The sequence below is a fragment of the Candidatus Pelagibacter sp. HIMB1506 genome (genome assembly GCF_052047935.1).
Classification (GTDB): Bacteria; Pseudomonadota; Alphaproteobacteria; order Pelagibacterales; family Pelagibacteraceae; genus Pelagibacter.
This window is the reverse complement of sequence record NZ_JBNAIS010000001.1, coordinates 349930-375157: the sequence shown is the minus strand read 5'-3', so window position 1 is coordinate 375157 and position 25228 is coordinate 349930. Positions and strand designations below refer to the sequence as shown.

At 30.3% G+C, this 25228-nt stretch carries 27 protein-coding genes and 1 pseudogene; 12 read left to right on the top strand and 16 right to left on the bottom strand.

Features of this window, described 5'->3' with window-relative positions:
* Positions 1 to 35: 35 nt before the first annotated feature.
* Genes ACTTA8_RS01945 through ACTTA8_RS01930 form a run of 4 tightly spaced genes read left to right on the top strand, consistent with a single transcriptional unit; the run spans position 36 to position 4277 of the window.
* The gene (locus ACTTA8_RS01945) at positions 36 to 701 is read left to right on the top strand and encodes an HAD family hydrolase (RefSeq protein ID WP_440654039.1); all 666 of its coding nucleotides are present in this window, start codon (positions 36 to 38) and stop codon (positions 699 to 701) included.
* A 53-nt stretch (positions 702 to 754) separates the two neighbouring features.
* Positions 755 to 2257, top strand: coding sequence for an MmgE/PrpD family protein (locus tag ACTTA8_RS01940; protein ID WP_440654037.1), 1503 nt, complete (start codon positions 755 to 757; stop codon positions 2255 to 2257).
* Positions 2257 to 3153 carry a methylisocitrate lyase gene (gene prpB / locus ACTTA8_RS01935; RefSeq protein ID WP_440654035.1) on the top strand — a complete coding sequence of 299 codons (897 nt, stop codon included), beginning with the start codon at positions 2257 to 2259 and terminating at the stop codon, positions 3151 to 3153. Before ACTTA8_RS01940 ends, prpB begins: the two co-directional genes overlap by 1 nt.
* Positions 3153 to 4277 carry a bifunctional 2-methylcitrate synthase/citrate synthase gene (locus ACTTA8_RS01930; protein WP_262589057.1) on the top strand — a complete coding sequence of 375 codons (1125 nt, stop codon included), beginning with the start codon at positions 3153 to 3155 and terminating at the stop codon, positions 4275 to 4277. Before prpB ends, ACTTA8_RS01930 begins: the two co-directional genes overlap by 1 nt.
* A 2-nt stretch (positions 4278 to 4279) precedes the next feature.
* Here ACTTA8_RS01930 and ACTTA8_RS01925 read toward each other — a convergent pair whose 3' ends face one another.
* From ACTTA8_RS01925 to ACTTA8_RS01915, 3 genes are read right to left on the bottom strand one after another with little or no spacing between them, the layout of a single operon-like run.
* Positions 4280 to 4453 carry a hypothetical protein gene (locus ACTTA8_RS01925; protein ID WP_440654033.1) on the bottom strand — a complete coding sequence of 58 codons (174 nt, stop codon included), beginning with the start codon at positions 4451 to 4453 and terminating at the stop codon, positions 4280 to 4282.
* Between the two features lie 5 nt (positions 4454 to 4458).
* Positions 4459 to 5472: a ribonucleotide-diphosphate reductase subunit beta gene (locus ACTTA8_RS01920; RefSeq protein WP_440614253.1), complete on the bottom strand. Its 1014-nt coding sequence runs from the start codon at positions 5470 to 5472 to the stop codon at positions 4459 to 4461.
* A complete protein-coding gene (locus ACTTA8_RS01915; RefSeq protein ID WP_440654032.1) occupies positions 5463 to 7400 on the bottom strand; it encodes a ribonucleoside-diphosphate reductase subunit alpha in 1938 nt (645 codons plus the stop codon). The genes ACTTA8_RS01920 and ACTTA8_RS01915 overlap by 10 nt, the downstream gene beginning before the upstream one ends.
* Before the next feature lie 179 nt (positions 7401 to 7579).
* On the opposite strand from ACTTA8_RS01915, the gene ACTTA8_RS01910 reads away from it, so the two are divergent.
* Entirely contained in the window at positions 7580 to 9034 is a 1455-nt protein-coding gene (locus ACTTA8_RS01910; protein WP_440654031.1) for a phosphomannomutase/phosphoglucomutase, read from the top strand.
* Between the two features lie 103 nt (positions 9035 to 9137).
* On the opposite strand, the gene ACTTA8_RS01905 is transcribed toward ACTTA8_RS01910, so the two are convergent.
* From ACTTA8_RS01905 to ACTTA8_RS01885, 5 genes and pseudogenes are all read right to left on the bottom strand, one after another.
* A complete protein-coding gene (locus tag ACTTA8_RS01905; RefSeq protein WP_440654029.1) occupies positions 9138 to 9539 on the bottom strand; it encodes an HIT domain-containing protein in 402 nt (133 codons plus the stop codon).
* A 2-nt stretch (positions 9540 to 9541) separates the two neighbouring features.
* The gene (locus tag ACTTA8_RS01900) at positions 9542 to 10327 is read right to left on the bottom strand and encodes a sulfite exporter TauE/SafE family protein (RefSeq protein WP_440654028.1); all 786 of its coding nucleotides are present in this window, start codon (positions 10325 to 10327) and stop codon (positions 9542 to 9544) included.
* Between the two features lie 40 nt (positions 10328 to 10367).
* A complete protein-coding gene (dusA, locus tag ACTTA8_RS01895; protein ID WP_440654027.1) occupies positions 10368 to 11360 on the bottom strand; it encodes a tRNA dihydrouridine(20/20a) synthase DusA in 993 nt (330 codons plus the stop codon).
* A gap of 180 nt (positions 11361 to 11540) precedes the next feature.
* Positions 11541 to 11921 (bottom strand): annotated as a pseudogene (gene rpoZ, locus ACTTA8_RS01890) (DNA-directed RNA polymerase subunit omega); the annotation flags it as partial.
* A gap of 44 nt (positions 11922 to 11965) precedes the next feature.
* Complete coding sequence (locus ACTTA8_RS01885; RefSeq protein ID WP_440654025.1) at positions 11966 to 13174, bottom strand: MFS transporter; 1209 nt, start codon at positions 13172 to 13174, stop codon at positions 11966 to 11968.
* A gap of 11 nt (positions 13175 to 13185) precedes the next feature.
* On the opposite strand from ACTTA8_RS01885, the gene ACTTA8_RS01880 reads away from it, so the two are divergent.
* Positions 13186 to 14061, top strand: a complete 876-nt coding sequence (locus tag ACTTA8_RS01880; protein ID WP_440654023.1) for an NAD(P)-dependent oxidoreductase — start codon at positions 13186 to 13188, stop codon at positions 14059 to 14061.
* A 3-nt stretch (positions 14062 to 14064) separates the two neighbouring features.
* Positions 14065 to 14670 carry a flavin-binding protein gene (locus ACTTA8_RS01875; protein ID WP_440654022.1) on the top strand — a complete coding sequence of 202 codons (606 nt, stop codon included), beginning with the start codon at positions 14065 to 14067 and terminating at the stop codon, positions 14668 to 14670.
* Here the strand turns inward: ACTTA8_RS01875 and ACTTA8_RS01870 are convergent.
* Genes ACTTA8_RS01870 through ACTTA8_RS01860 form a run of 3 tightly spaced genes read right to left on the bottom strand, consistent with a single transcriptional unit; the run spans position 14667 to position 16426 of the window.
* Positions 14667 to 14957: a DUF1330 domain-containing protein gene (locus ACTTA8_RS01870; RefSeq protein WP_440654020.1), complete on the bottom strand. Its 291-nt coding sequence runs from the start codon at positions 14955 to 14957 to the stop codon at positions 14667 to 14669. The genes ACTTA8_RS01875 and ACTTA8_RS01870 overlap by 4 nt on opposite strands.
* Before the next feature lie 27 nt (positions 14958 to 14984).
* Complete coding sequence (locus tag ACTTA8_RS01865) at positions 14985 to 15902, bottom strand: ROK family protein (RefSeq protein WP_440654019.1); 918 nt, start codon at positions 15900 to 15902, stop codon at positions 14985 to 14987.
* 11 nt (positions 15903 to 15913) lie between these two features.
* Positions 15914 to 16426 carry a gamma carbonic anhydrase family protein gene (locus ACTTA8_RS01860; RefSeq protein ID WP_440654018.1) on the bottom strand — a complete coding sequence of 171 codons (513 nt, stop codon included), beginning with the start codon at positions 16424 to 16426 and terminating at the stop codon, positions 15914 to 15916.
* A gap of 20 nt (positions 16427 to 16446) precedes the next feature.
* On the opposite strand from ACTTA8_RS01860, the gene ACTTA8_RS01855 reads away from it, so the two are divergent.
* Genes ACTTA8_RS01855 through ACTTA8_RS01845 form a run of 3 tightly spaced genes read left to right on the top strand, consistent with a single transcriptional unit; the run spans position 16447 to position 18970 of the window.
* On the top strand, positions 16447 to 17001 hold the full coding sequence (locus tag ACTTA8_RS01855) for a thioredoxin family protein (RefSeq protein WP_440654017.1): 555 nt from the start codon (positions 16447 to 16449) through the stop codon (positions 16999 to 17001).
* Positions 17001 to 18083: a glycosyltransferase family 4 protein gene (locus tag ACTTA8_RS01850; RefSeq protein WP_440654016.1), complete on the top strand. Its 1083-nt coding sequence runs from the start codon at positions 17001 to 17003 to the stop codon at positions 18081 to 18083. Before ACTTA8_RS01855 ends, ACTTA8_RS01850 begins: the two co-directional genes overlap by 1 nt.
* Entirely contained in the window at positions 18080 to 18970 is an 891-nt protein-coding gene (locus tag ACTTA8_RS01845) for a DMT family transporter (protein ID WP_440654015.1), read from the top strand. The genes ACTTA8_RS01850 and ACTTA8_RS01845 overlap by 4 nt, the downstream gene beginning before the upstream one ends.
* Here ACTTA8_RS01845 and ACTTA8_RS01840 read toward each other — a convergent pair.
* Genes ACTTA8_RS01840 through ACTTA8_RS01830 form a run of 3 tightly spaced genes read right to left on the bottom strand, consistent with a single transcriptional unit; the run spans position 18967 to position 21942 of the window.
* Positions 18967 to 20466 carry a tripartite tricarboxylate transporter permease gene (locus tag ACTTA8_RS01840; protein WP_440654014.1) on the bottom strand — a complete coding sequence of 500 codons (1500 nt, stop codon included), beginning with the start codon at positions 20464 to 20466 and terminating at the stop codon, positions 18967 to 18969. The genes ACTTA8_RS01845 and ACTTA8_RS01840 overlap by 4 nt on opposite strands.
* Positions 20463 to 20933 carry a tripartite tricarboxylate transporter TctB family protein gene (locus ACTTA8_RS01835; RefSeq protein ID WP_440618295.1) on the bottom strand — a complete coding sequence of 157 codons (471 nt, stop codon included), beginning with the start codon at positions 20931 to 20933 and terminating at the stop codon, positions 20463 to 20465. Before ACTTA8_RS01835 ends, ACTTA8_RS01840 begins: the two co-directional genes overlap by 4 nt.
* A gap of 28 nt (positions 20934 to 20961) precedes the next feature.
* Positions 20962 to 21942 carry a tripartite tricarboxylate transporter substrate binding protein gene (locus ACTTA8_RS01830; protein WP_440654013.1) on the bottom strand — a complete coding sequence of 327 codons (981 nt, stop codon included), beginning with the start codon at positions 21940 to 21942 and terminating at the stop codon, positions 20962 to 20964.
* A gap of 80 nt (positions 21943 to 22022) precedes the next feature.
* Between ACTTA8_RS01830 and ACTTA8_RS01825 the strand changes: the two genes are divergently transcribed.
* A complete protein-coding gene (locus tag ACTTA8_RS01825; protein ID WP_440654011.1) occupies positions 22023 to 23096 on the top strand; it encodes an AbrB family transcriptional regulator in 1074 nt (357 codons plus the stop codon).
* Here ACTTA8_RS01825 and ACTTA8_RS01820 read toward each other — a convergent pair.
* Entirely contained in the window at positions 23086 to 24027 is a 942-nt protein-coding gene (locus ACTTA8_RS01820; RefSeq protein ID WP_440654009.1) for a glycosyltransferase family 9 protein, read from the bottom strand. The genes ACTTA8_RS01825 and ACTTA8_RS01820 overlap by 11 nt on opposite strands.
* Positions 24028 to 24059: 32 nt before the next feature.
* Here ACTTA8_RS01820 and ACTTA8_RS01815 point away from each other — a divergent pair, with 32 nt between their 5' ends.
* Entirely contained in the window at positions 24060 to 24449 is a 390-nt protein-coding gene (locus tag ACTTA8_RS01815; protein WP_440654007.1) for a DUF6165 family protein, read from the top strand.
* On the opposite strand, the gene ACTTA8_RS01810 is transcribed toward ACTTA8_RS01815, so the two are convergent.
* Positions 24439 to 25227 (bottom strand): phytanoyl-CoA dioxygenase family protein, encoded by a 789-nt coding sequence (locus ACTTA8_RS01810; protein WP_440654006.1) that lies wholly within the window; start codon positions 25225 to 25227, stop codon positions 24439 to 24441. The two genes, ACTTA8_RS01815 and ACTTA8_RS01810, sit on opposite strands and share 11 nt — an antisense overlap.
* Position 25228 lies beyond the last annotated feature (1 nt).

Below are 25228 nucleotides of genomic sequence, written 5' to 3'. Positions count from 1 at the left end.
TAATTCACAAATTATTTCTTTAAAATACTTTTGATATGAAACAAAAATTTACAGTATTGCTTGATTTAGATGGAACTTTAATAGATACGGCACCAGATTTAATTACTGCACACAACCATGTAATGAAAAAATTTGGTTATCCAACAAAAACATTAGGCGAATTAAAAAATGCAGTTGGCAAAGGTGCAAAAGCTATGATGGCAAAAGCTAACGGTCAATGGAAGTGGTTTGATGAAAAAATCCAAAACGAAATGACTGATGAATTTTTGTCTTTCTATGGAAAGAATATTTATAACAAAAGCACTTTAATAAATGGAGTAAAAGATTTTTTAAATTGGTGTAAAAATGAAAAAATCTCTATGGCTGTTTGTACTAACAAAACTGAGCATCTTGCTGTTGATCTTTTAAAAAAAATCGGGATTTATGATTATTTTGAATATGTAGCGGGATATAACACATTTGATTATTGTAAACCTGATCCTAGGCATTTAACGACAGTGATAGAAATATTGGATGGAGATTTAAAAAAATCAATTATGATTGGAGATAGTGAAACTGATGCAAACTCTGCGAAAGCAGCAGATATTCCAATGATATTGTTAAAATATGGATATACTGAAAAAAGATCTGATGAAATCTACCATAATCACTTAATAAAAGATTTTGTTGGAATTGAAAAAATCATATCTGAATATCTTTAATATTGATTAATTTATTTTAGCTATTAAAACAAAATTACTTATAAGGAGTTATCTTGTTACTACATACAGTTAAAGTTTTTCCATCTAAAATTCATTTACCAAAGAAAAAACAACTTGGCTGGAAAATTGCAGAAATTGCAAGTGATAACGCTAAACTAAATAAAGAGGCAATTGAAATGGTAATTAATAGAATTATTGACAATGCTTCAGTTGCTATTGCCTCTTTAAATAGAAAGCCTGTTATTTCATCAAGAGAGATGGCTTTGAAGCATTCAAGAAAGAATGGAGCAACTCTTTTTGGAGTTAACTCAAAACTAAAATTTGATTGTGAATGGGCAGCCTGGTCAAATGGAACCGCTGTAAGAGAACTTGATTTTCATGATACTTTTTTAGCTGCAGATTACAGTCACCCTGGTGATAATATTCCCCCACTTTTAAGTGTAGCCCAACAAAATAAAAAGAGTGGTTTAGATCTATTAAGAGGAATTATAACTGCTTACGAAGTTCAAGTAAATTTAGTTAAAGGGATTTGTTTACATAAACATAAAGTAGATCATATTGCTCACCTTGGTCCAAGTGTTGCTGCGGGGTTAGGATCAATGTTAAAATTAAACACTGAAACAATTTATCAAGCAGTTCAGCAAGCACTCCACACAACTATTTCTACAAGACAATCAAGAAAAGGAGAGATATCTAGTTGGAAAGCATATGCACCTGCACATGCTGGGAAACTAGCAATTGAAGCTGTTGATAGAGTTATGAGAGGTGAAGGCGCCCCAAGTCCAATTTATGAAGGTGAAGATAGTGTAATTGCAAGGATACTTGATGGAAAAAAAGCAAAATATAAAGTTCCATTACCTAAAAAAGGAGAAAGTAAAAAAGCTATATTAGAAACTTATACAAAAGAATATTCTGCAGAGTATCAATCTCAGGCTTTAATAGATCTTGCAAAGAAACTAAAAACCAAAGTACCAAATTTAAATCAAATCAAAAAAATAGATATTTATACAAGTCATCATACGCATTATGTAATTGGAACAGGTGCAAATGATCCACAAAAAATGGATCCAAATGCAAGTAGAGAAACATTGGATCACTCTATTATGTATATTTTTGCAGTCGCCCTAGAAGATGGTGATTGGCATCATGTAAAATCTTACACAAAATCAAGAGCTAATAGAAAAAGTACTATTAAAATATGGAATTCAATAACAACCTATGAAGATAAAAAATGGACAAAAAAATATCATGACCCAGATCCAAAAAAGAAATCTTTTGGAGCAAAAGTTGTTGTTACATTGAACAGTGGGAAAAAAGTAACTGAGGAACTAGATAGAGCTGATGCTCATCCATATGGAGCAAGACCATTTAAAAGAGAAAATTATATAAATAAATTTTTAACTCTAACGGATGGCATTTTAGATAATAAAGAGAGTGATCGCTTTTTAAGAAATGTTCAAAATTTAAAAAACTTAAAAGCTGGTCAATTAGATAAACTAAATATTGAGATTAAAAAAAGTAAGTTAAAAAGAAATTTGAAAAAAGGAATTTTTTAATGCACTTTGTTGAAAAAGAACCAAGTCAAAAAAGAATAGATTTTGAACAAAAACTTAAATCAAGTAAAATTCTGAGAGTTCCTGGAGCTTACAATCCTCTAACAGCGAAATTAATTGAGGAAATTGGTTATGATGCAGTTTACGTATCAGGAGGTGTTATGGCTAATGATCTTGGTTTTCCTGATATTGGTTTAACAACACTTCAAGATGTGAGTACCAGATCTTATTTAATATCTAGGGTAACAAATCTTCCAACAATAGTTGATATAGATACAGGATTTAAATCTTGTAAAGAAACTATAGAAACTTTTGAAGAGTTTGGGTTAACTGGTGTTCATTTGGAAGACCAGATTGAAAGAAAAAGATGTGGGCATCTAGATAATAAAGAACTTGTCTCAACGGAGAATATGGTTTCAAAAATAAAAGAATGTGTAGCTGCAAAAAAAGATCAAAATTTTAAAATTATAGCACGCTCAGACGCAAAAAGTGTTGAGGGAATTGATAAAATGATTGATAGATGTAAAGCTTATATTGATGCTGGAGCAGAAATTGTATTTCCTGAAGCTTTACATGATGAAAAAGATTTTGAAAAAGTAAGAAAAGAACTTTCATGTTATTTGTTAGCTAATATGACAGAATTTGGTAAATCCAAGTTATTAAACTATAAGGAGTTAGAAAACCTTGGCTATAATATTGTTATATATCCAGTAACTACACAAAGATTAGCAATGAAAAACGTTGAAGATGGATTAAGAGACATTTATGCAAATGGACATCAAAATAATATAATAGATAAAATGCAGACAAGGAAAAGATTATATGAATTAGTAGAATACGAAAAATATAATTCTTTAGATGAAAAAATTTATAATTTTAGTACAGAAGGACATGAATAATGAGTGATGATATTAAAAAAGGTTTGCTTGGAATTGTTGTAGATGAAACTGAAGTTTCAAAAGTTATGCCGGAGATTAATTCTCTGACATATAGAGGTTATGCTGCTCAAGATTTATGTGAATACTGCAGATTTGAAGAAGTTGCTTATTTAATCTTAAACAAAGATCTACCTAACACTATCCAATTAAGACAGTTTGAAAAAGAAGAGAGAAACAATAGAGAGCTTACTAAAAATTTATATGAAATTATAAAACATATGCCAAAAAAATCCCATCCAATGGATGTTGCAAGAACAGCTGTTAGTGTAATGGGATTAGAAGATAAAGAAACCTCCAACTCGACTCCAGAAGCCAATATGCGAAAAGCATTAAGAATTTTTGCAAAAACACCTACAGCTCTTGCTGCTTTTTACAGAATTAGAAGTGGTAAAAAAATAATTAAACCTAAAAAGAATTTAACTTTTGCAGAAAACTTTTTCTACATGTGTTTTGGGAAAGTACCTCAAAAAGAAATTGTTAAAGCATTTGATGTTTCTTTAATATTGTACGCTGAACACAGTTTCAATGTTTCAACTTTTACTGCTAGAACAATTACAAGTAGTTTGTCTGATATTCATGGGGCGATAACCGGTGCAATTGCTAGTTTAAAAGGACCATTACATGGTGGTGCAAATGAAGAAGTTATGCACATGATGAATAGAATAAAAAAACCAGAAAATGCACTAAAATGGATTAATAACGCTCTTAAAAATAAAGAAGTAGTTATGGGCTTTGGTCATAGAGTTTATAAATCAGGAGATTCTAGAGTTCCAACTATGAGAAATTATTTTGGTAAAGTTGCTAAACTTAAAAAAGATAAAAAGTTTGAAAAAATCTATGACATTGTTGAAAAAGTTATGATCAAAAAGAAAAATATTCATCCAAATGTGGACTACCCTACTGGTCCAATGTATCATTTAATGGGATTTGATACTGATTTTTTCACACCTATATTTGTTATTTCTAGAATCACTGGTTGGTCAGCGCATATTATGGAACAACACGCTGCCAACAAACTTATTCGTCCACTTGCTAAATATAAAGGTAGCAAGCATCGAAAAGTAATGGAATTAAATTACAGATAATATCAATCTAAATCTAAATCACCGCAAGTTACATCTGTGAACACACATGTACTATAGTGATACGTAGTTTTAACATCTTTAACTACACCAAGAGCTGTACCTTCAATTGTACCTGTAACTGTATTGCAACCAGATAAAAGTAAAATAAAAAATATTAAATAATATTTTTTAAACATTAAGTTTAACTAAATGCTTCTGCCCAAGTTCCTTGGGTTGACGCTTTAGAATATTCTGTAGCTCTTCCTTCAAAGAAGTTCATGTGCTCTACAGCATTCAACATCGTATCTAACCAAGTTAATGGATTTTTATCAATGTCATATATCGCTTCTAATCCTAACTGATCTAATCTTCTATTTGCTATAAAACGAATATATTTTTTAATATCATCAGCAGTCAAACCTTCCATTGGACCCATTTGAAAAGCTAAATCGATAAAAGCATCTTCATGCTCAACTATTGTTCTACATGCTTCATAAATTTCTTTTTTCAATTGAGGTGTCCATGTTTCAGGATTTTCTTTAATGAAATCTTTAAATAATCTGATCATCGAATTGCAATGCAACGTCTCATCTCTCACCGACCAAGTAACAATCTGACCCATTCCTTTCATCTTGTTATGTCTTGGGAAGTTTAACAAAATTGCAAAACTTGCAAACAACTGAAGACCTTCTGTGAAAGCACTAAATACAGCAATTGTTTTTGCAATATCATGATTTGATTTAACATCGAAACCTTGCATGTAATCGTATTTATCTTTCATTTCTTTGTATTTCATGAATGCTGAATACTCAGACTCTGGCATACCAATTGTATCTAACAAATGTGAGTAAGCAGCAATGTGAACAGTTTCCATTGAAGCAAAAGAAGACATCATCATTAATACTTCAGTTGGTTTAAATACATTCATGTAATGTCTTATATAACAGTTGCTAACTTCGACATCTGCTTGTGTAAAAAATCTAAAAATTTGTGTTAATAGATTTTTTTCTGAAGTTGAAAGATTTTTTTGCCAATCTCTCACATCATCTCCAAGTGGAACTTCTTCCGGTAACCAGTGAATTCTTTGTTGAGTTAACCATGCATCATAGCACCATGGATATCTAAAAGGTTTGTAAACTGGATTTGCAACAAGCAATCCATTATTGTTTTTTTGTGGTTGAATAATTTCTGACTTAACTTTTTCTGCTACTGACATGATAAACACTCCTCATACTCTGGTTCACTATTTTCGGTTGATTTATTTTTATATACATTAGCCATGATGTCTGTTGACTTAGAGTCGTTAACATTCTCAGCTCTTTGAATTGATTTTGATCTGCAATAGTAAAGGCTCTTTAAACCTTTCTTCCACGCATCAAAATGAATTTTATGTAATTCTTTTTTATGAACATCTGCAGGTAAAAATAAGTTAACTGATTGAGCTTGTGAAATAAAAGGAGTTCTGTCTCCACTCAATTCAATTATCCAGCTTTGATTAAGTTCAAATGCAGTTTTAAATACATCTTTTTCTAAATCAGTCAAAAAATCTAAATGATTAACTGAGCCTTGGTTTGTAGTAATACTAGACCAAGTTTCCTCATCATTTTTACCATGGCTTTCAAGAATTTCTTCAAGATATCTGTTTCTCACATTAAATGAACCAGATAAAGTTTTGTGAGTATAACTGTTTGCTGCAATGGGCTCTACTCCTGGAGAAGCTCCTCCACAAATAATAGAAATTGATGCTGTTGGCGCAATTGCAGTTTTGTTAGAAAATCTTTCTTGATAACCATACTCTGCAGCATCTGGACACGCTCCTCTTTCTTGAGCTAAATCTTTAGAAGCTTGATTAACTTTTTCATGAATATTTTTAAATATTTTTTTATTCCATGATTTTGCCATTACAGACTCAAGTGGAATTCTATTTTTCTGTAAGAAAGAATGGAAGCCCATCACACCCAAACCAACACTTCTCTCTCTTTCAGCAGAGTATTTAGCATCTTTAAATTGTTCAGGAGCTTTGTTAATGAAATCAGATAACACATTATCCAAAAATCTCATTACATCACTAATCATATCTGGATCATCTTTCCATTCTTCATATTTTTCTAAATTTAAAGATGATAAACAGCACACCGCCGTTCTATCTCTACCATCTTTATCAATTCCTGTAGGAAGAGTTATCTCACTGCATAAGTTAGAAGTTTTAACAGTAAGATTTGCTAACTTATGATGTTGAGGAATTTGTCGGTTAACTGTATCTATATAAATTATATAAGGCTCACCAGTTTCAATTCTAGCAGTTAATAATCTTATCCATAAATTTCTTGCAGAAATAGTTTGTTGCACAGTTCCGTCTGCTGGACTTTTTAATGCCCACTGTTCATCTGTTTCAACTGCTCTCATGAAAGCATCTGAAACTAAAACACCATGATGTAAATTTAATGCTTTTCTATTTGGATCTCCACCAGTTGGTCTTCTCATTTCAATAAACTCTTCTATTTCAGGATGATCGATAGGAAGATAACAAGCTGCAGAGCCTCTTCTTAATGAGCCTTGGCTAATTGCCATTGTTAAAGAGTCCATTACTTTAATAAAAGGAATTATTCCTGAAGTTTTTCCAACTCTGCCAATTTTTTCTCCAATAGATCTTAGGTTACCCCAGTAGCTTCCAATTCCTCCGCCCTTCGCAGCAAGCCAAACATTCTCACTCCAAAGATCTAAAATTCCACCTAAGCTATCAGATGCTTCATTTAAAAAACATGAAATAGGTAAACCTCTTTTAGTTCCACCGTTTGATAAAACTGGTGTTGCTGGCATAAACCAAAGATTGCTTATGTAATTATAAATTCTTTGTGCATGTAGATTGTCATCAGCATAAGTGCTTGCTACTCTTGCAAATAAATCTTGATAAGATTCGTTTAAACCAAGATATCTATCTTTTAAAGTTGCTTTACCAAAATCTGTAAGTTTCGAATCTTTAGAACGATCAATTTTAATTATTATACCTTTGTCGTTTTGAAATAATTCTGTTTCATTATTTAAAGAAAATAAATCAGGCTTATTTGCTTTTGAAACTTCTTTAACTTCTGGGCTATATTCGGAGACAGCTTTCTTGAGGGCTTGAGATAGAATCTTGTTCATATTTATTATTATATTATTTTAGTTTTGCGAAAACAACTATATGTTGTATGCGCTTTTATTAAGTATACTAAATAAACGTTTAATCAATGGAACATTTATAGAACGCGACAATATAATTATCAATAAAAAAATTAAATTTTTTTAAAGAAATTAACATAAAAAGAGTAAGTAGTGGATAAATGAGTGAAAATTTAAAAATAGATCCTTATGGTTTTAGAGAATATGACGCCCGATGGTTGTATGGGAAAGACATAAACTCAGCAGGAATAGAGAATCTCGGCAAGGGACTTGGGACACAAATAAAAAATCATACCAAAAAAGATCATCCAAGAATTATTGTTGGACATGATTACCGATCTTACAGTGAGGAAATAAAAACTTCACTTAAAAGAGGGTTAAAGTCAACAGGATGTCATATAGAAGATATTGGTCTTTCATTATCTCCAATGGTTTATTTTGCACAATTTAATTTAGATGCAGATGCAGTTGCTATGGTTACAGCAAGTCATAATGAAAATGGTTGGACTGGTGTAAAAATGGGTATCAAAAAAGGCTTAACTCATGCGCCCGAAGAGATGAGAGAATTAAAAGAAATAACATTAAATGAAAAGTTTTCAAAAGGTGATGGAAATGAAAAAGAAATAAAAGATTTCAATAAAATTTATATAAAAGATCTGATTAATAAAAACAAAATAAATAAAAAAATTAAGGCTGTAGTTGCTTGCGGTAATGGAACAGCAGGTGTTTTTGCACCAGATATTTTAAGGGGTGTTGGGTGTGAAGTGATCGAGTTAGATTGTAACTTAGATTGGAATTTTCCAAAATATAATCCTAATCCAGAAGATTTAGAAATGCTTCATGAAATTGCTAAAGTAGTTAAAGAAAATAATGCTGATATAGGTTTTGGCTTTGATGGTGATGGAGATCGAGTTGGTGTTATTGATAATGAAGGTAACGAAATATTCTCTGATAAAATTGGTTTATTAATAGCAAGAAACTTATCAACTAAACACAAAAATTCTAAATTTGTTGTTGATGTAAAATCAACAGGTTTGTACTCAAAAGATAAAATTTTATTAGAAAACAATTGTGAAACAATTTATTGGAAAACAGGTCATTCCCATATTAAACGTAAAGTTAATACTGAAAAGGCATTGGCAGGCTTTGAAAAAAGCGGTCATTTCTTTTTCAATCAGCCTTTAGGATATGGTTACGATGATGGAATAAATTCAGCCATTCATGTCTGTCATTTATTAGATAATGAAAATAAAAAAATGAGTGAAATAATTAATGAATTACCAAATACTTTTCAAACACCAACGATGGCGCCATACTGTAAAGATGAAGAAAAATATCAAGTTGTTGAAGATTTGGTAAAAAAAGTAGAGCAATTAAAAAATAATAAAACTAAAATTGATGATCAAGTAATAACTGAAGTTCTTACAGTTAATGGTGTAAGATTTTCTTTTGAAGATGGATCTTGGGGATTGATAAGAGCATCATCAAATAAACCTTCATTAGTGATTGTAACTGAAAGCCCAACCTCAGATAATAGAAAGAAGAAAATCTTTGATTTTATTGACGATTTACTTCAAAAAACGGGGAAAATAGGCGAATACGATCAAAAAATTTAGTGCTTAATAAAGTTAATTTTCAACTAATAAGTGTTCATAAAACTGTAAAGAATCATTTAAAAAATTAGGTGAGGTGATGGAGGGAGACTGAAGTCACCTCTTTTTATTTTAGAGCTTTTCTTAATTTATCTACTATTATTTTTAGAGCTGTTTTTGAGTAATTTTTTCCTTTAACAACCCATACAGATAATGGCCAGGAACTATCTTTTTTACTTCTAGCAATAATATGTATATGCAACTGAGGAACAATATTTCCAATTTTTTCTACATTGAGCTTCGAAGTTTTAAATAATTTTTTCATTACTTTACTTGCATAAACAATTTCCTTCATTAGCAGAGTTTGATCTTTAGAATTAAGATCGCTTATGTCGGTAATCTTATTTCTTTTGGGAATTAGAATTATCCATGGAAATTTAGAATTATCGTTTAACCTAATAGTGCATAATTTAAGATCAATAAGATGATGTGAAGTCTTTAAAAATTTACTATTTAACTTAAACGACATGCTTATAATTTAATATATTCGTAGAAAAACTTAACTGCTACGAATAGTAAGAAAATAGCAAGTAATTTACTAATTTTATTTTTATCTATTCTGTGAGCCGTTCTTGCACCTATTCTTGCCATAAAAGTTGTAATCGGAATGAAGATTAAAAAAGCTGGTACATTTAAAAATCCAATACTAAATGGTAAATTTGTTTTTAAATAACTTCCTGAAATAAAAAAACCTGTAGCACCAAATAGTGCAATTAAAAAACCAATCGCTGCAGCACTTCCAATTGCTTTATTAATTGAATAACCGAAAAATTTAAGGATTGGCACATTCATAACAGCACCACCTATACCTGTTATAGCTGAAATAAATCCAACAATCCCACCAAGTATTATTTTTAAATACAATTTCATTTCAGATATTACATTTTGTTCTTTTTCTTTAATCGTAAGTAAATAAATTCCTAAAAGAAAGATTACGATTGCAAAAAAAAGTACTAATGATTTTGTTTTGAAAGTTGCAGCGAATATTGTTCCCAAAACAACTCCTGCAACTACAAAAAAACCATAGCTTTTAACTACATTAAAATCGACTGAATTAAATTTATGATGGATTAAAACTGAAACTATTGATGTTGGAATTATTATTGCAAAAGAAGTTCCTACCGCTAAGTGCATTATATAAACTTGATCAATTCCAAGTTTGCCAAATATATAATAAAGAAACGGGACAGTTATTAAACCACCGCCGATACCAAAAAGGCCAGCTACAAATCCTACTGGAATTGCAGTCAAAACCATTAATAAAACTATATAGATATATTCATTTGCTAAGATTGAACTAAGCAGATTGACCTTCTCTCATATCAACATTGTTGTATTTAATTTTATCCATTATGTGATCAATTTTTTTTACATCAGCATCTCTCACACACATATTTTCGCTTAAATATCTTTTCCAATGGCTGGCACCAGATTGACCGTGAAATAAACCTAATGTGTGTCTCATAATTTGATTTAAACGAGTTCCTTTTTTCAATTCATCTTTTACATAAGGAATTAACTGCTCAACAACATCTTGCCTACTAGGAATATCCTCATTGTTAAAAATTTCTTTCTCAATATCTGCTAACAAATAAGGTGTGTGATAAGCAGCTCTTCCAATCATAACACCATCTGTTTTTTCTAAATGTGGTTTAATTTGATCAACAGAAGTTATTCCTCCATTGATTATTATTTCATCATTTGGAAAATCTTCTTTTAACTTATAAACAAACTCGTACTTTAAAGGTGGAATATTTAGATTTTGTTTAGGTGTAAACTTACCAAGCATAGCCTTTCTTGCATGGATTATAAAAGTTTTAACACCTGTAGATTTTATAGTAGATATAAAATTGTTCAAGTTTTCATAATCTTCAACATTGTCATATCCAATTCTAGTTTTTATGGTTACAGGTAATTTAGTTTTTGATTTCATCTCTGTTAAACAATCTGCAACTAAGTTTGGTTCTTTCATTAAACAAGCACCAAATCTATTTTTCTCTACTTTTCTACTTGGGCAGCCTAAGTTTAAATTAATTTCATCGTAACCAAAGTCTTCTCCAACTTTTGATGCCTCCGCAAGTAACTTAGGTGAAGATCCACCTAATTGGAGTGCAACTGGCTTTTCATTAATATTGAATTCTAGTAATTTTTTTTTATCTCCCCTATTGATTGCTTCATCGACAACCATTTCAGTATAAAGAAGTATATTTTTGGATATTAGTCTTAAAAAATATCGTTCATGACGATCTGTACAGTCCATCATAGGAGCAACTGATACTAACCTATTCATAAACTAAAACTTTATATTATTTTTTTATGAGTTTGAAGCTTCTGGATCTTCAGAAGCAACATCTGCTTCTTGATTTTCTGATTCTGAAACTTCATCTAATGAAACTTCACCCTGTTCATTCATAGTTTCTTGGCCAACTGAAGCGTCTACTTCAGGTGTAGCTGTTTCAGATAATTCAGCTAAATCTTCCTTTGATACTTGGATTTTTTCTGGAGTTTTTCTTGCTCTTTTAGATGGTAAAATTGGAGTTCCACTTTTTGAAATTTCTCCTTTGTAAAGATTTTCAAAATCATCACCTATATCTTCATCATCCTCTACCCCGTCATCAACTTGTTCAACGTGTTTTCTAAGTTTGTAAACTGCACTTTCAGTTAAATCTGATACTTTGATTTTCTCTTCAGCAATTTCTCTTAAAGATATCACTGTATTTTTATCATTATCTCTATCTATTGTTGGTTCTAAACCAGCATTAAGTTGAGTAGCTCTTTCTTTAGCCACTAAAACTAGTTCATAAGGACTTTCTACTTTATCTATGCAGTCTTCTACTGTTACTCTAGCCATGCGCAGTATCTACACAGAGAGTCTAATAAAATCAAGGGATATTTTTATAAATAATGAGGATTTAACTTATTTTTTATCATGAATAAAAGTACAAGCATAAATCCAACGTATATTGCGGAAAAAGTAGCGATTTGTTCAATACCAAAACCTTTGTCTATCAAAAATCCATATAAAGCAGTTCCAAAGGCAGTGGAGAAAACCATTAAAGCAGAAGTCATAGCCTTTATTCCTCCAATAAATCTTACACCATACAATTCTGCCCATGTAGATGTACCTAATACATTTGCAAAACCATTTGTCATTCCCAATAATCCTAAAAAAATAAATGAAACGATCGGATGATCAAAAACTATCAATATCAAAGCAGCAATCAACATGGGAATGTTTGTAAAAATTAATAATTTCCTGCTTGAAAACTTATCTATTAAAATACCAGTTATAAATAAAGTCAAAACAGAACAAATCGAATAGGCCATAAAAGATTGAGCTATCACATATGGACCCCATCCCTTAGAAATTTGAACAAATGATTGAAAAACTGCAAAGCCTGTAAAAATCCATGGCATTGCTAATAAGTTCCCACAAATAATATAAAACTTATAATCTTTTAATACTTCTCCTCTGGACCATTGTTTAATTGCATCCTCTTGAGAATTATTATTACTGTCAGACTCTCTAGAATTAATATTTAAATTATTTATTAAGAACATTGAGACAACAGGCAGAAATAAAATAATAAGCAAAGAAAATCCTACCCATAACTCCCTCCAATGTATGAAAGTTAAAAAATATACTATTAAAACTGGTAAAATAAATTCTGCTAACGACAAACCTAGCCAAGATGTGCTTAATGCTTTTCCTCTTGATTTATCAAAATATCTTGAAACTGTAGTACTAGCAGTATGAGACATTAACCCTTGACCAAATAACCTCATTAAAAAAATTGCTAAAAATAAAAAAACTATTGAATTGATTTTAGAAAATATAAATGAAGATATGCTTAATGATATAATTACAAAATATGCAAATTTAATTGCACTAAAATCATCTATTTTTTTTCCAACCCATATTAAAATAAAACTACTGCATAAAGTTGCGGAAGCATAAATTGAACCAAATTGTCCATGAGATATAGAAAGAGCTTCTCTAATACTAGTGTTAAACAAACCAAGAAAATAACTCTGTCCAAAACTTGAAAAAAATGTAAAAATAAACCCAAATACAATTATTTTTAAACTTAAACTTTTAAACATAGAAAAAAATTATGACTTGTAATGTTGCTTTCATAGGTCTTGGGGTTATGGGCTACCCAATGGCTGGTTATATATCAAAAGCCGGACACAATGTAACTGTTTTTAATAGAACAAAATCAAAAGCTGAAAAATGGATTGGTGAATACAAAGGTAAAATGGCAGATACTCCTGCTAAAGCTGCAGAAGGTGCAGATTTTATTTTTACATGTGTAGGTAATGATAACGATTTAAGAGAAGTGGCTACAGGAGAGAATGGATTATTTAACACAGCAAAAGCTGGATCAATATTTATTGATAACTCAACTGTATCTGCAGAAGTGTCTAGAGAATTATATAAAGCTGCAAAAGATAAAGGTTTTGATTTTTTAGATGCGCCAATATCTGGAGGTCAATCTGGTGCTGAAGGTGGAATACTTACTGTAATGGTTGGTGGTGATGAAGAAGTTTTTAAAAAAGCAGAGCCAATAATTGATTGCTATAGTAAAAAAGTAAAACTAATTGGATCGTGTGGAAGTGGACAGCTTACTAAAATGATGAACCAAATGTGTATAGCTGGAGCAGTTCAAGGTTTATCAGAAGCAATTAATTTTGGAATAAATGCAGGTTTAGATATGGATAAAGTAATGGAAACTATATCTAAAGGTGCAGCACAGTCTTGGCAGATGGAAAATAGATATCGAACTATGACTGATGATAAGTTTGATTATGGATTTGCTATCGATTGGATGAGAAAAGATTTAAAAATTGCAATTGAAGAAGCAAAAAGAAATGGTTCACCAGTGCCGATTACAGAAATCATAGATGGTTACTATGCGGAAGTTCAAGAAATGGGTGGTAACCGTTGGGATAGCTCTGCACTTATTGCTCGATTAAAAAAGAAAAAATAATCTGTGACTGATACTGTTCCTTATTATGAGGACTTTGTAGAGATCAAAAAGAAAATTTGGTCTATGTTAAATAATGCTGTTAAAGATAGAAGTTCACCTTTTAGAATACCTGTATTTATATGTGGTAGCCAATCTGACTTGGATGGTAGAATTGTAGTTCTTCGTAAATCAGACCAGTCTAATAACTTAGTTCAGTTTCATAGTGATATTCGTTCAAATAAAATTGAAAAATTAAAATCTAACAAAAATGCAGCAATGTTATTTTATGATAAAGATGAAAAAATTCAGGTTAGGCTAAAAGTAGAGTGTACCATTAATCATAATAACGAAGTTACTAAAGAATCTTGGTCAAAAACCCAACACATATCTAGAAAATGTTATTTAGTTGATAAAGGACCAGGAACTATGTCTGATACTCCTACATCTGGACTAAAACCTGAGCTTGATAATTTTGATTACACTAAAGAACAAAGTGAAGAAGGTTACAAAAATTTTACGGTTATTCAGTGCAAAATAAAATTAATAGAATGGTTATATTTAGCCGCTAAAGGTCATCGAAGAGCAAAATTTGATTTAGTAAATAATAAAGATACCTGGTTAGTACCTTAAATCCCTTTTACAATTATATTGCTTCCTTCAGAGTTTTGAAGACGAATATCTTTAACTGGCTTATACTCATCAGAGTGATACCATTCTAAAGCTTTTTTATATGATGGAAATTTAATGATTACTAATCTTGGAAAATTATCTTCGCCCTCTACTACTTGATATTCACCATTTCTAACTAGATATTCTCCACCAAATTTTTTTACAACCTCTGTAACTTTAGCCACATATTCTTTATAGTTTTCTGGATTTGTAACTTTTAATTGAGCTATAACGTAACCTGCTGACATAATTCCCTTCCTTTATTAATTGTTCTGTTAATTATTCCAAAGCCAAGCTGCTCCCCTCACACCACTTGAGTCACCGTGTAAATTTTTTAAAACTTTCGTTTCTATTTTTTTTGCAAATGTATATTTGGGAATTAATTTTGGAATGTTATTATAAAATCTTTCAATATTTGACATACCTCCACCTAAAACAATCGCACCAGGATCAAAAATACCAATCATTACAGCTAATAATCTTGCCATTCTATCCTCATATAAAGAAAATTCTAAATTAGCACGATCATCATTATTTTTATCTAATTCTACAATTTCTTTTGTTGTAAGATTTGTATTATATTTTTTATTAAATATATTTGTAAAACCAGTTCCTGAAATAAATTGCTCTGCACATAAAGGTCTTCCACAATTTCCTGAGGGACATTTAACGTCTAGTTTAATTTCTTCATCAGTTGGATAAGGTAATGGTTGATGTCCCCAATCTCCTGCTATTTGATTAGCACCTTCAATTATTTCTTTTTTATAAGATAAACCTCCTCCAAAACCTGAGCCTATTATTATTCCAAAAACAGAGTCATAATTTTTTCCTGCGCCATCAATTGCTTCCGATAAAGTCAAGCAATTCGCATCATTCATTAATTTTACTTGTCTTTTTAAAGCAATTTCTAAATCTTTTTGAAAAGGTTTGTCATTTAACCATGACGAATTTGCGTTTGTTATTAGTTTGGTTTCTTTTGATGAAAATCCTGGTATCCCTAGTCCTACGCTACAGGTTTGATTACTAATATTATCAAATTCATCGACAAGTTTTTTTATTGTATCAATTCCAGAAACATAGTTTTTATCATAATAATATCTTTTTCTTTCAATTTGATTTCCTTTATCGTCAATTAAAACTCCTTCAATCTTAGTACCTCCATAATCAATACCAATTTTAAATTTTTTATTCATAGATTTAATATTTAAAATATTGATTTTGAATACTTCTTCCAGTTATCTTGATAGTGTTTAGTGTTTTTCTCTACTGCTTTTTTTTCTTCCTCAGTCACTTCTCTTATAACTTTTCCCGGAGAACCAACAACTAAGGAATTGTCAGGTATCACTTTATTCTCAGTAATTAATGCTTTTGCTCCAATGATGCAGTTTTTTCCAATATTTGCTTTGTTCAAAATTACTGCTCCAATTCCTATTAAACTATTATCTCCAATAGTACATCCATGAAGCATCACTAAATGACCTATAGTGACATTTTTGCCTACTCTCAACGGACAGCCGGGATCTGTATGTAAGACACTACCATCTTGAATATTAGATCCCTCACCTATATGAATATTTTCTATATCCCCTCTTAAAACAGCATTAAACCATATGCTTGTATTCTTCTCCAATGTAACATCTCCAATTACAGTTGCGTTTGGAGCTACCCAATTTTCGCCAGAGTTTTTTGGTTTTTTATCTTTTAAATCATAAAACATAATTTATATATTCTTACAGTATGCCAATACAAACTCCAATATGTGATTTTGGTCAAAAAGCTATTCCATTTGAATTAAAATCAACAGATAATAAAATTCTTTCGTTAGAGGATATCAAAGGAGAAAATGGAACTTTGATAATGTTTATTTGCAATCATTGTCCATATGTAAAAGCAGTTACAAAAGAAATAGTTGAAGATTGTAATGAATTAAAAAAAATTGGAATAAATTCAGTTGCAATTTGTGCAAATGATGCAGAAAATTATCCTGAAGACTCTTTTGAAAATATGATTAAATTTTCAAAAGATAATAATTTTAATTTTCCTTACTTAAACGACGAAACGCAAAATATTGCAAAAGCATATGATGCTGTCTGCACACCAGATTTTTTTGGATATAACAAAGATTTAGAACTTCAATATCGAGGAAGATTAAGAGAGTTAAGAAATCTTATACCTGTTAAAGAAGGTGAAAGTGATTTGTTAAAAGCTATGAAACAAATTTCTGATACAGACAAAGGTCCTAAAGACCAAATTCCTAGTGCTGGCTGCAGCATAAAGTGGAAAACTAATTAATGTATTTAATTGTTACTAGATCTTTTCCTCCTGAACTTGGTGGAATGCAGAGCTTGATGTGGGGTTTATCAAGAGAGTTATCTAAAAACTTTATGATCAAAGTGTTTGCAGATTATATTGATAATCATAAAGATTTTGATGAACAAGCTTCGTTTTCAATTGAAAGAGTTGGTGGAATAAAACTTCTTAGAAAATATAGAAAAGCTCAATTAATTAATGAATTTATCAAAGAGAATAAGGTTGAAGGAATAATTGGAGATCATTGGAAAAGTTTAGAATTAATTAAAACTTCCAAAAAAAAATATTGTCTTATACATGGTAAAGAAATCAATCATCCTAAAGGGTCAACTCAAAATAAAAGAGTTTTAAATGTTCTTAACAATGTAGAAAAAGTTATTGCTAACTCACAATATACTAAAAACCTTGCTATTGAATGTGGTATTAATGAAAATAAAATTGTTGTTATAAATTGTGGAGTAGATCTACCAAAAGAATTAAACGAAAAATCATTAGAAAAAGTTGAAAGCTTATTAAAAGTCAAAACTCCTAGATTAATTACTGTTTCAAGATTTGATAAAAGAAAAAATCATGAAAAAGTTGTGATGGCTCTTAGAAATCTAAAACAAATTTACCCAGATATTGTCTACATTTGTATTGGATATGGTGATGAAGAAGAAAACATAAAAAAATTAGTAAAAGAATTAAATTTAGAAGAACAAGTAATGTTTTTTAAAGACATAAGTGATGATTTAAAAAATGCTCTTGTTGCTAAATCAAATTTATTTGTAATGCCTTCTATAATTCATAAAAAATCTGTTGAGGGGTTTGGAATTGCATATGTTGAAGCAGCTCAATACGGTGTACCATCTATAGGCGGTAAAGATGGTGGTGCGGCAGATGCAATAGATCATGAAAAAACTGGTTTAATATGTGATGGAAATAATCTTGATGATATTTATTCTTCAATCAAATCAATGTTAGAAAATAAAAAATATTTAGAACTTGGAAAAAATGCAAAAGAATTTGTGAATAAATTTCAATGGTCAAAAATAATTGAGGAATACAAAAAGATACTAAATTGATTTCAAATAATAAATTAGCAATTTTTTTAATTATAATTTCAGTTTTTTGCGGAACATTAATGTTAACCTTTTTAAAATTAGCACAAGAGGAAGTTAATGTTTATGTAGCAGGTTTTTTTAGATTTTTATTTGGTTTCCTGATTATTTTTCCTTATATGTTAAAAACTAAATTTGCAGTTTTTAAATCTAATCATCATAAGAAACATTTTCTTAGAGCAGTTTTAAACTTGCCTTCAATGCTTTTATATTTCTCAGCTTTAACAATGATGCCAATTGAAAAAGCTACAGCAATATCTTTTGTTGTTCCTTTCATAGTTACTATTTTAGCTGTTTTGTTTCTTGGAGAAAAAATTTATATCTACAGAAGTTTTGCACTAGTTTTAGGATTTATTGGTATGCTGGTAATTTTAAGACCAGGTATGATTGACATCTCTATTGGAGTATATATGGCACTGGCATCATCTTTTATGTGGTCAATAGTGATTATAATTACAAAAACTATAACAAAAGACGATAGTTCAATTACAATTTTATCTTATGGATACTGTTATATGACTATTTTTAGTTTTCTTATTGCATTGTTTTATTGGCAAACACCTAGTTTACAAACTTTGACTTATTTGTTCTTTGCAGGTCTATCTGGCACTTTATTGCATCTTTGTATTAATCATGCCTATAAACTAGTAGATGTGAGCATGACACAACCCTATTCTTTTCTAAGTTTAGTATTTGCATCTCTGATTGGTTATTTTGTATTTAGCGAAATCCCTGATCTCTTCACTTGGATTGGTGCTAGTATTATATTTTTAGGAGTTTTCATTATGTCATACCGTGAAATGAAGCTTAATAAAGAAATAATTAGAAAACGAATAGATATTAAATCTTAATTTTTCTTCTTAAAAGTTTTGTAAATATGCCAAACTACAATTAAAATTGTAGTAGCAAGGATACACGAAGTTAATGTTCTATCCCACAAAAATTCCCACGAACCATTACTTAATAACAAAGAACGTCTCAAGTTTTCTTCCATCAATCCACCAAGTACAAAAGCTAATATCAAAGGTGGCATAGGGAAATCATATAATCTTAAAAAAGTTGCTACCACAGCAATTCCAATCATTAAATAAATATCAAAATTATTAAATGACATTACATAAATCCCAGTAACAGAAAAAAATAAAATTAAAGGTATTAAATAATTTTTAGGAACAGCAAGAATTCTAGCTATATAGGGAATGAGTGGTAAGTTTAATATAAGAAGTATTACCATTCCAATATACATAGACATAATTATTGACCAAAAAATCTCTGGATTAGTCATATAAAGTCTAGGGCCTGGTTGAACACCAAAACCTAAAAGAGCCCCAAGCATTACTGCTGTAGTTCCACTCCCAGGAATTCCTAAAGTAAGCATTGGTACAAATGAACCTGAACAAGCGGCATTGTTTGCAGTTTCTGGTGCAGATAAACCATTTACACTTCCTTTACCAAATTTTTCTTTCTCCTCATCGCTGACCACGTTTCGTTCCATTCCATAAGCTAAAAAAGAAGCAATTGTTGCACCAGCTCCAGGTAAAACACCAATTAAAAAACCAATTACTGATGATCTTGGAATTGTTTTGTACATTTTAGTTCGTTCTTCTTTATTAATCTTAATTGACCCTAATTCTGTTAATGAAACTTGTTTAGCAGCAGTAGTTGGATCATTTCTCTTTAAAATAATTGTTAAAGCTTCACTCATTGCAAAAGTAGCCATCACAACTAATACAAAGCTAATACCATCAGTTAAGTTCATATTGTTAAATGTATATCTTGTAATATCAGACAAACTGTCTTGACCAACTGAAGCTAACATCAAACCCAGAACAACCATCATCATTGCTTTTAAAAATTGTCCCTTAGATGAAAAAGCTGCAATGGCCGTTAAACCTAAAATCATCAAAGCAAAATAATCAGGTGATCTAAAAGATAAACTTACTTTAGATAAACTTGGTGCCATAAATAATAAATAAATTGCAGATAATGTTCCACCAGCGAATGAACTCCATGCAGCTATTGCTAAAGCTTTTCCAGCCTTACCTTGCTGTGCCATTGGATAACCATCAAATGAAGTTGCAACTGTTCCTGGAACACCGGGAGCATTTAATAATATTGAAGAAGTTGAACCACCAAATACTGCTCCATAATAAACTCCAGCCATTAAAATTAATCCAGTTGCGGGTTCAAAACCATATGTAATAGGTATCATTAAAGCTATTGCAGTCATTGGACCAAGACCAGGAAGCATTCCAATAATTGTCCCAAAGAAACAACCAACCATAACCATTAGTATATTTTGGAGTGTAAGTGCAGTTGTTAATCCAATTAGTATTCCTTCAATCATCCCATCACTCCAATTAATTGTAAAAATGGATCTCTTAAATAAATATCAAGAATACCATGAAGCAAATACATAAAGGCAGCAACAAATGGAAAGGATAATAAAAACATTAAAATCCACCTTCGTTCTCCTAAAAAATAATATGAAGCAAATAAAAATAATGAAGTGGTTAAAAAATAACCAACTTTTAAAATTGTAGCTCCGTAAATAATTGCAATTAATATAAGTATACCAGTTTTTTTATACTCTAAATTTTTATGCTCTACTTTAATTGTATTTGGGTCTGGTAAAATAAGTTTTAATCCAGAAAAAAATAATCCTGCATAACCTAAATAAATTGGAAATGTTCTAGCATTAAATGGAGCATTTTCATCAAATGTAAAAACTTGAATTTGATAAGCTAAATATAAATAGAATGCAGAAAAAACAAAAAAGAGCAGTGATATAATTTTTGTAGTATTTATATTCACTGCTCTAATTTTAATTTCTAACCAAAGGTTAGATAACTCCTAGTTTTTTCATAAGAGCTGTCATTTCTTCAGTTTGTTTTTCTAAGAAAGAAACAAACTTACCTTCAGGGTTATAAATATTAACCCAAGCATTTCTTGCTCTTACTGTTTCCCATTCAGGAGTTTTTTGTACATCGCCAAGCATTTTTGCAATTGCAGCTTTATCAGAATTGCTCATACCTGGAGGGCCAAAGAAACCTCTCCAGTTAACGAATTGTACATCGTAACCCTGTTCTTTAAGAGTTGGTGCATCTGGTGCATCAGAAACTCTTGAAGGAGCAGTAATACCAATAATTGTTACTTGGTCTCTTGCACCCATCAATTCACCTAAACCAGTTGAAATGATTTGAGTTTCTCCAGATAAAAGTCCAGCTAAAGCTTTTCCACCAGCATCATAAGGAATGTATGCAACAGCATTTGGATCTGCACCTGCAGCTTGGAATGCTAAAGCACCAATTAAATGGTCCATACTTCCTCTTACTGATCCACCAGCCATTTTAATTGAGCTTGGATCTTTTTTGTATGCATCAACTACATCTTTAAAGTTTTTGTAAGGTGAGTTTTTTGCAACTGCAATAGCACCGTAGTCACCAATAACACCAGCAATCGGCACAACATCTTTATAAGATAAAGTTCCACTACCTTTTACGTAACCTTCGTGTCTAGTAATTGATCTTAATACTAATGGTGTAGATTGAACTAAAACTGTATTAGCAGGTTTAGTATTAATCATGTAAGCAAGTGCTTTACCACCACCACCACCTGACATATTTTCAAATGATGCACTTTTTAACATACCAGCTTTTGTTAAAGCTTCTCCAGTACCTCTAGCAGTTCCATCCCAACCACCACCAGCACCACCACCGATTACAAAGTGCAATTTATCAATTGCTACTGAGCTAGTGGTAGTTGCTGAGAATAATAGGATTGCTGAGAATAATACTGAAAATAATTTTTTAAGATTACTCATAATACCTCTCTTCTTGTTTATTAATTAAATTATATTAAACATTTAATATAAAGTAGTGTCAATCATATAGAAATTTAAAGATGAATTCATCAACACAGAAAATTAAAGAAAATTTGTCTCAGTTATTTACATTAAAATTTATAACTGTTTTTTTGATAAGTGTACCGAGTGCAATAATTGCAGAACAATTAAATATTCCACTTGCTTGGTTTTTAGGTCCAATGATTATCACATCAATTGCTGCTTTATCAGGAATAAAAATCATTATGCCTAAAATTGTTTTGAGCTTTATTCTAATTATTTTAGGTTTGCATATTGGAAATTACATAGATCAAAATCTATTTAACCAAATAGTTAATTGGATTTGGACATCTCTGATTATGTTAATTTACATAATAATCTGTATTCTAGTTGTTGCTAAGTATCTGCAAAAATTTGCAAATTACGGTAACAAAGCCTCTATATTTTCTGCTGCTCCTGGTGCTTTAGGTCCATTAATGATTTTAGCAGAAAATGAAAAAACGGATTTATCTCAAGTTGCAACTTCTCACTTAATTAGATTGATCATTATTATAACTGTAATTCCACTTATTATCGTAAACAATACTGACAATGATGTTTTATTAAATGGTGAATTTAATTACTTGGCTCAAAATCATTTAAATTTAATTTTACTTATTATTGCATCTTTATTTTTTATTTTTGTTTTTGAGAAAATTAGAGTGCCAGCAGCCTTATTATCAGGAACATTATTTGCAAGTGGCATATTACAAATTACAGATGTAGCAACGTATAAATTGCCAGACGAAACAGTAAATTTTTGTCTGTTAATTCTTGGTTCTTCTGTTGGATGTAGGTTTGCTGAAAAAACTGTTAAAGAGATAGCCAATAATTCTCTTCATAGTATTGTGGCTACCACTATTTTGGTAGTATTAGGTTTGGTTGCAGCCTATGTTGCAACATTCTTTGTTGATACAAATATTTTAACTTTAATATTATCTTTTAGTCCTGGAGGAATTTATGAAGTGGCAGTTATAGCAATTGCTTTTGATTTAAACCCAGACTTTGTTGCTTTTCACCATATAATAAGATTGCTTTTTATACTTTTCACAGTTCCAATATTTTTAAGAGTTTTAGAAAAAATTAAGAAATAATTTCAGAAAGTCTCTCAAAAACTTTTTCTGCTGAGAGTTTTGATAATTCGTGGGCTTGTATTGCTTTAAAATTATCTCTTTCAATACTCACTTTAAATGGAGTTGTATGTGAACCAAATAAAGCAACACCCTTTGATCCTAAATGAGCCGTTATATGAGCAGGTCCTGTATCATTAGCGACCACAAACGAACTGTCTTTAATTAATCCAGATAATTGTGAAATATTTAAAGCTTTACCATTATCTAAAACACATAAAGCATTTATATTTTTTGCATCTTTAATTTCATCTGGTCCGGGAGCAGTAACAACTTTAAATTTATTTTCAAATTTTTCATTAATCATAGAGATTAGATCGTTATAGTAAGGCCATTTCTTTGAAGTTAAATGAGGTGAACAAAAAGGAAAAAGTATTATATATTTATCTAGTTCGTAATTATTTTTTATTTCTGAAATATCAACTGTACTCCACGAAAAGTCAGGTTTCATTGTATGATTGGTATTAATTCCTGAAGACCTTAACTGATGATCAAATCTTGAAAGAACAGAATCTTTATCAAAATCTTTTTTAGTTTTTCCTTCTGGAAGTGTTGTTTCTGTTGAACTCCAAATGGTTTTGTCAGCTTTAGGAAATAATATATTTTTGTAAAATGATGTTCTGCTAGAATTTTGAAGGTCATAAACTTTTGAGAAATTATGTTTTTTAATCTCTCTCATTAGCAAATATAAATAAATTAAGTTAATCTTTGATAATCTCTTATCTAGAATAACATTTGAAATATGTGGGTTTTTTTTAAATAATTCAAAGTAAGGTTTTGTTGTTAATAAATGAAATTGATCTCCTTTATGATTTTCAGAAATATCTTGAATTGCCCCACATGCTTGAGCTATATCGCCTAAAGATCCATGTTTAATAATTAAAATATTAGACATATTTCTAACAACTTAACATAGTATAAAGTTTTATGAATAAAATTATAGTAGAGGTTTCTGTTGGAGAGCTTTTAGACAAGATTTCAATATTAGAAATCAAACAAGATAAAATAAAAGACCCAGAAAAATTAAATTTTATAAATAACGAACACTCTATTCTTAAAAATCAGTTAGAAAAAAATGTAAAGTCTGATGAGAAACTTGAAAAATTATTTCAAGACTTGAAAGATATAAATGCCAAACTTTGGGTTATTGAAGATGATAAAAGAGATTGTGAAAAAAATAAAGATTTTGGAGAAAAATTCATAAAACTTTCTAGAGATGTTCATTTTTTAAATGATGATCGTGCAAAAATAAAACTAGAAATGAATAACCATACCGGTTCTATAATTAAAGAGATTAAAGAATATGCTAGTTACTAAAAACTTTTGGAAACCAATCCTCCCTCATCTGATCTCCTGATTTCAAATTAATTCCATCAAACGGTGGTGATGTTGGGCCACCTCTTTCAACAAAAGCAACATCATCACCTATAAATCTCATGGAGAATGCTCTACGAGATTGAGAACTTTTATTTCCTGTAGAACCATGAACAGTTTTAAAATTAAACAAAACTGCATCACCTAATTTTAGCTCAGGTACTAATATATCTTCTTCAAATTCTTCTTTTTTTGGAAGATTCATAAACGAACTATCATCTTGATACCAAGGTTGATCGTTAGACCATTTAGTAGGTCTTAAAAGTTTTTGCCATTTATGTGATCTTAAAATTAATTTAAGGTTATTTTCTTTATTTACTTCATCTAATGGTATCCAAAAACTTCCTGTATCATCTCCATCAACACAATAATAAGGCATATCTTGATGCCAGGGTGTTTCTTTGTTTGTTCCTGGATCTTTTATAAAAAGGTGATCATGAAAAATTTGTATAGATTTTGAATTTGTAGCTTCAGCAACTATTCGAGCAGCAGGAGAATTGAACATACAATCTTTGAATTCTTGAATTCTTTCCCAATTGCAATAATCTTCAAAAAATCTTCCCTCATTTACACTCACGTTTTCTCTTCCATGTTGGCTTGGGTTGTCTAAAACTTTTTGAAAACCACTTCTTAATGGTTCAATCCAATCTTTAAATGTATCTTTAATAATAATTGCACCAAGATTTTGATAATCATTAATCTGTTTTTGAGAAAGATACATT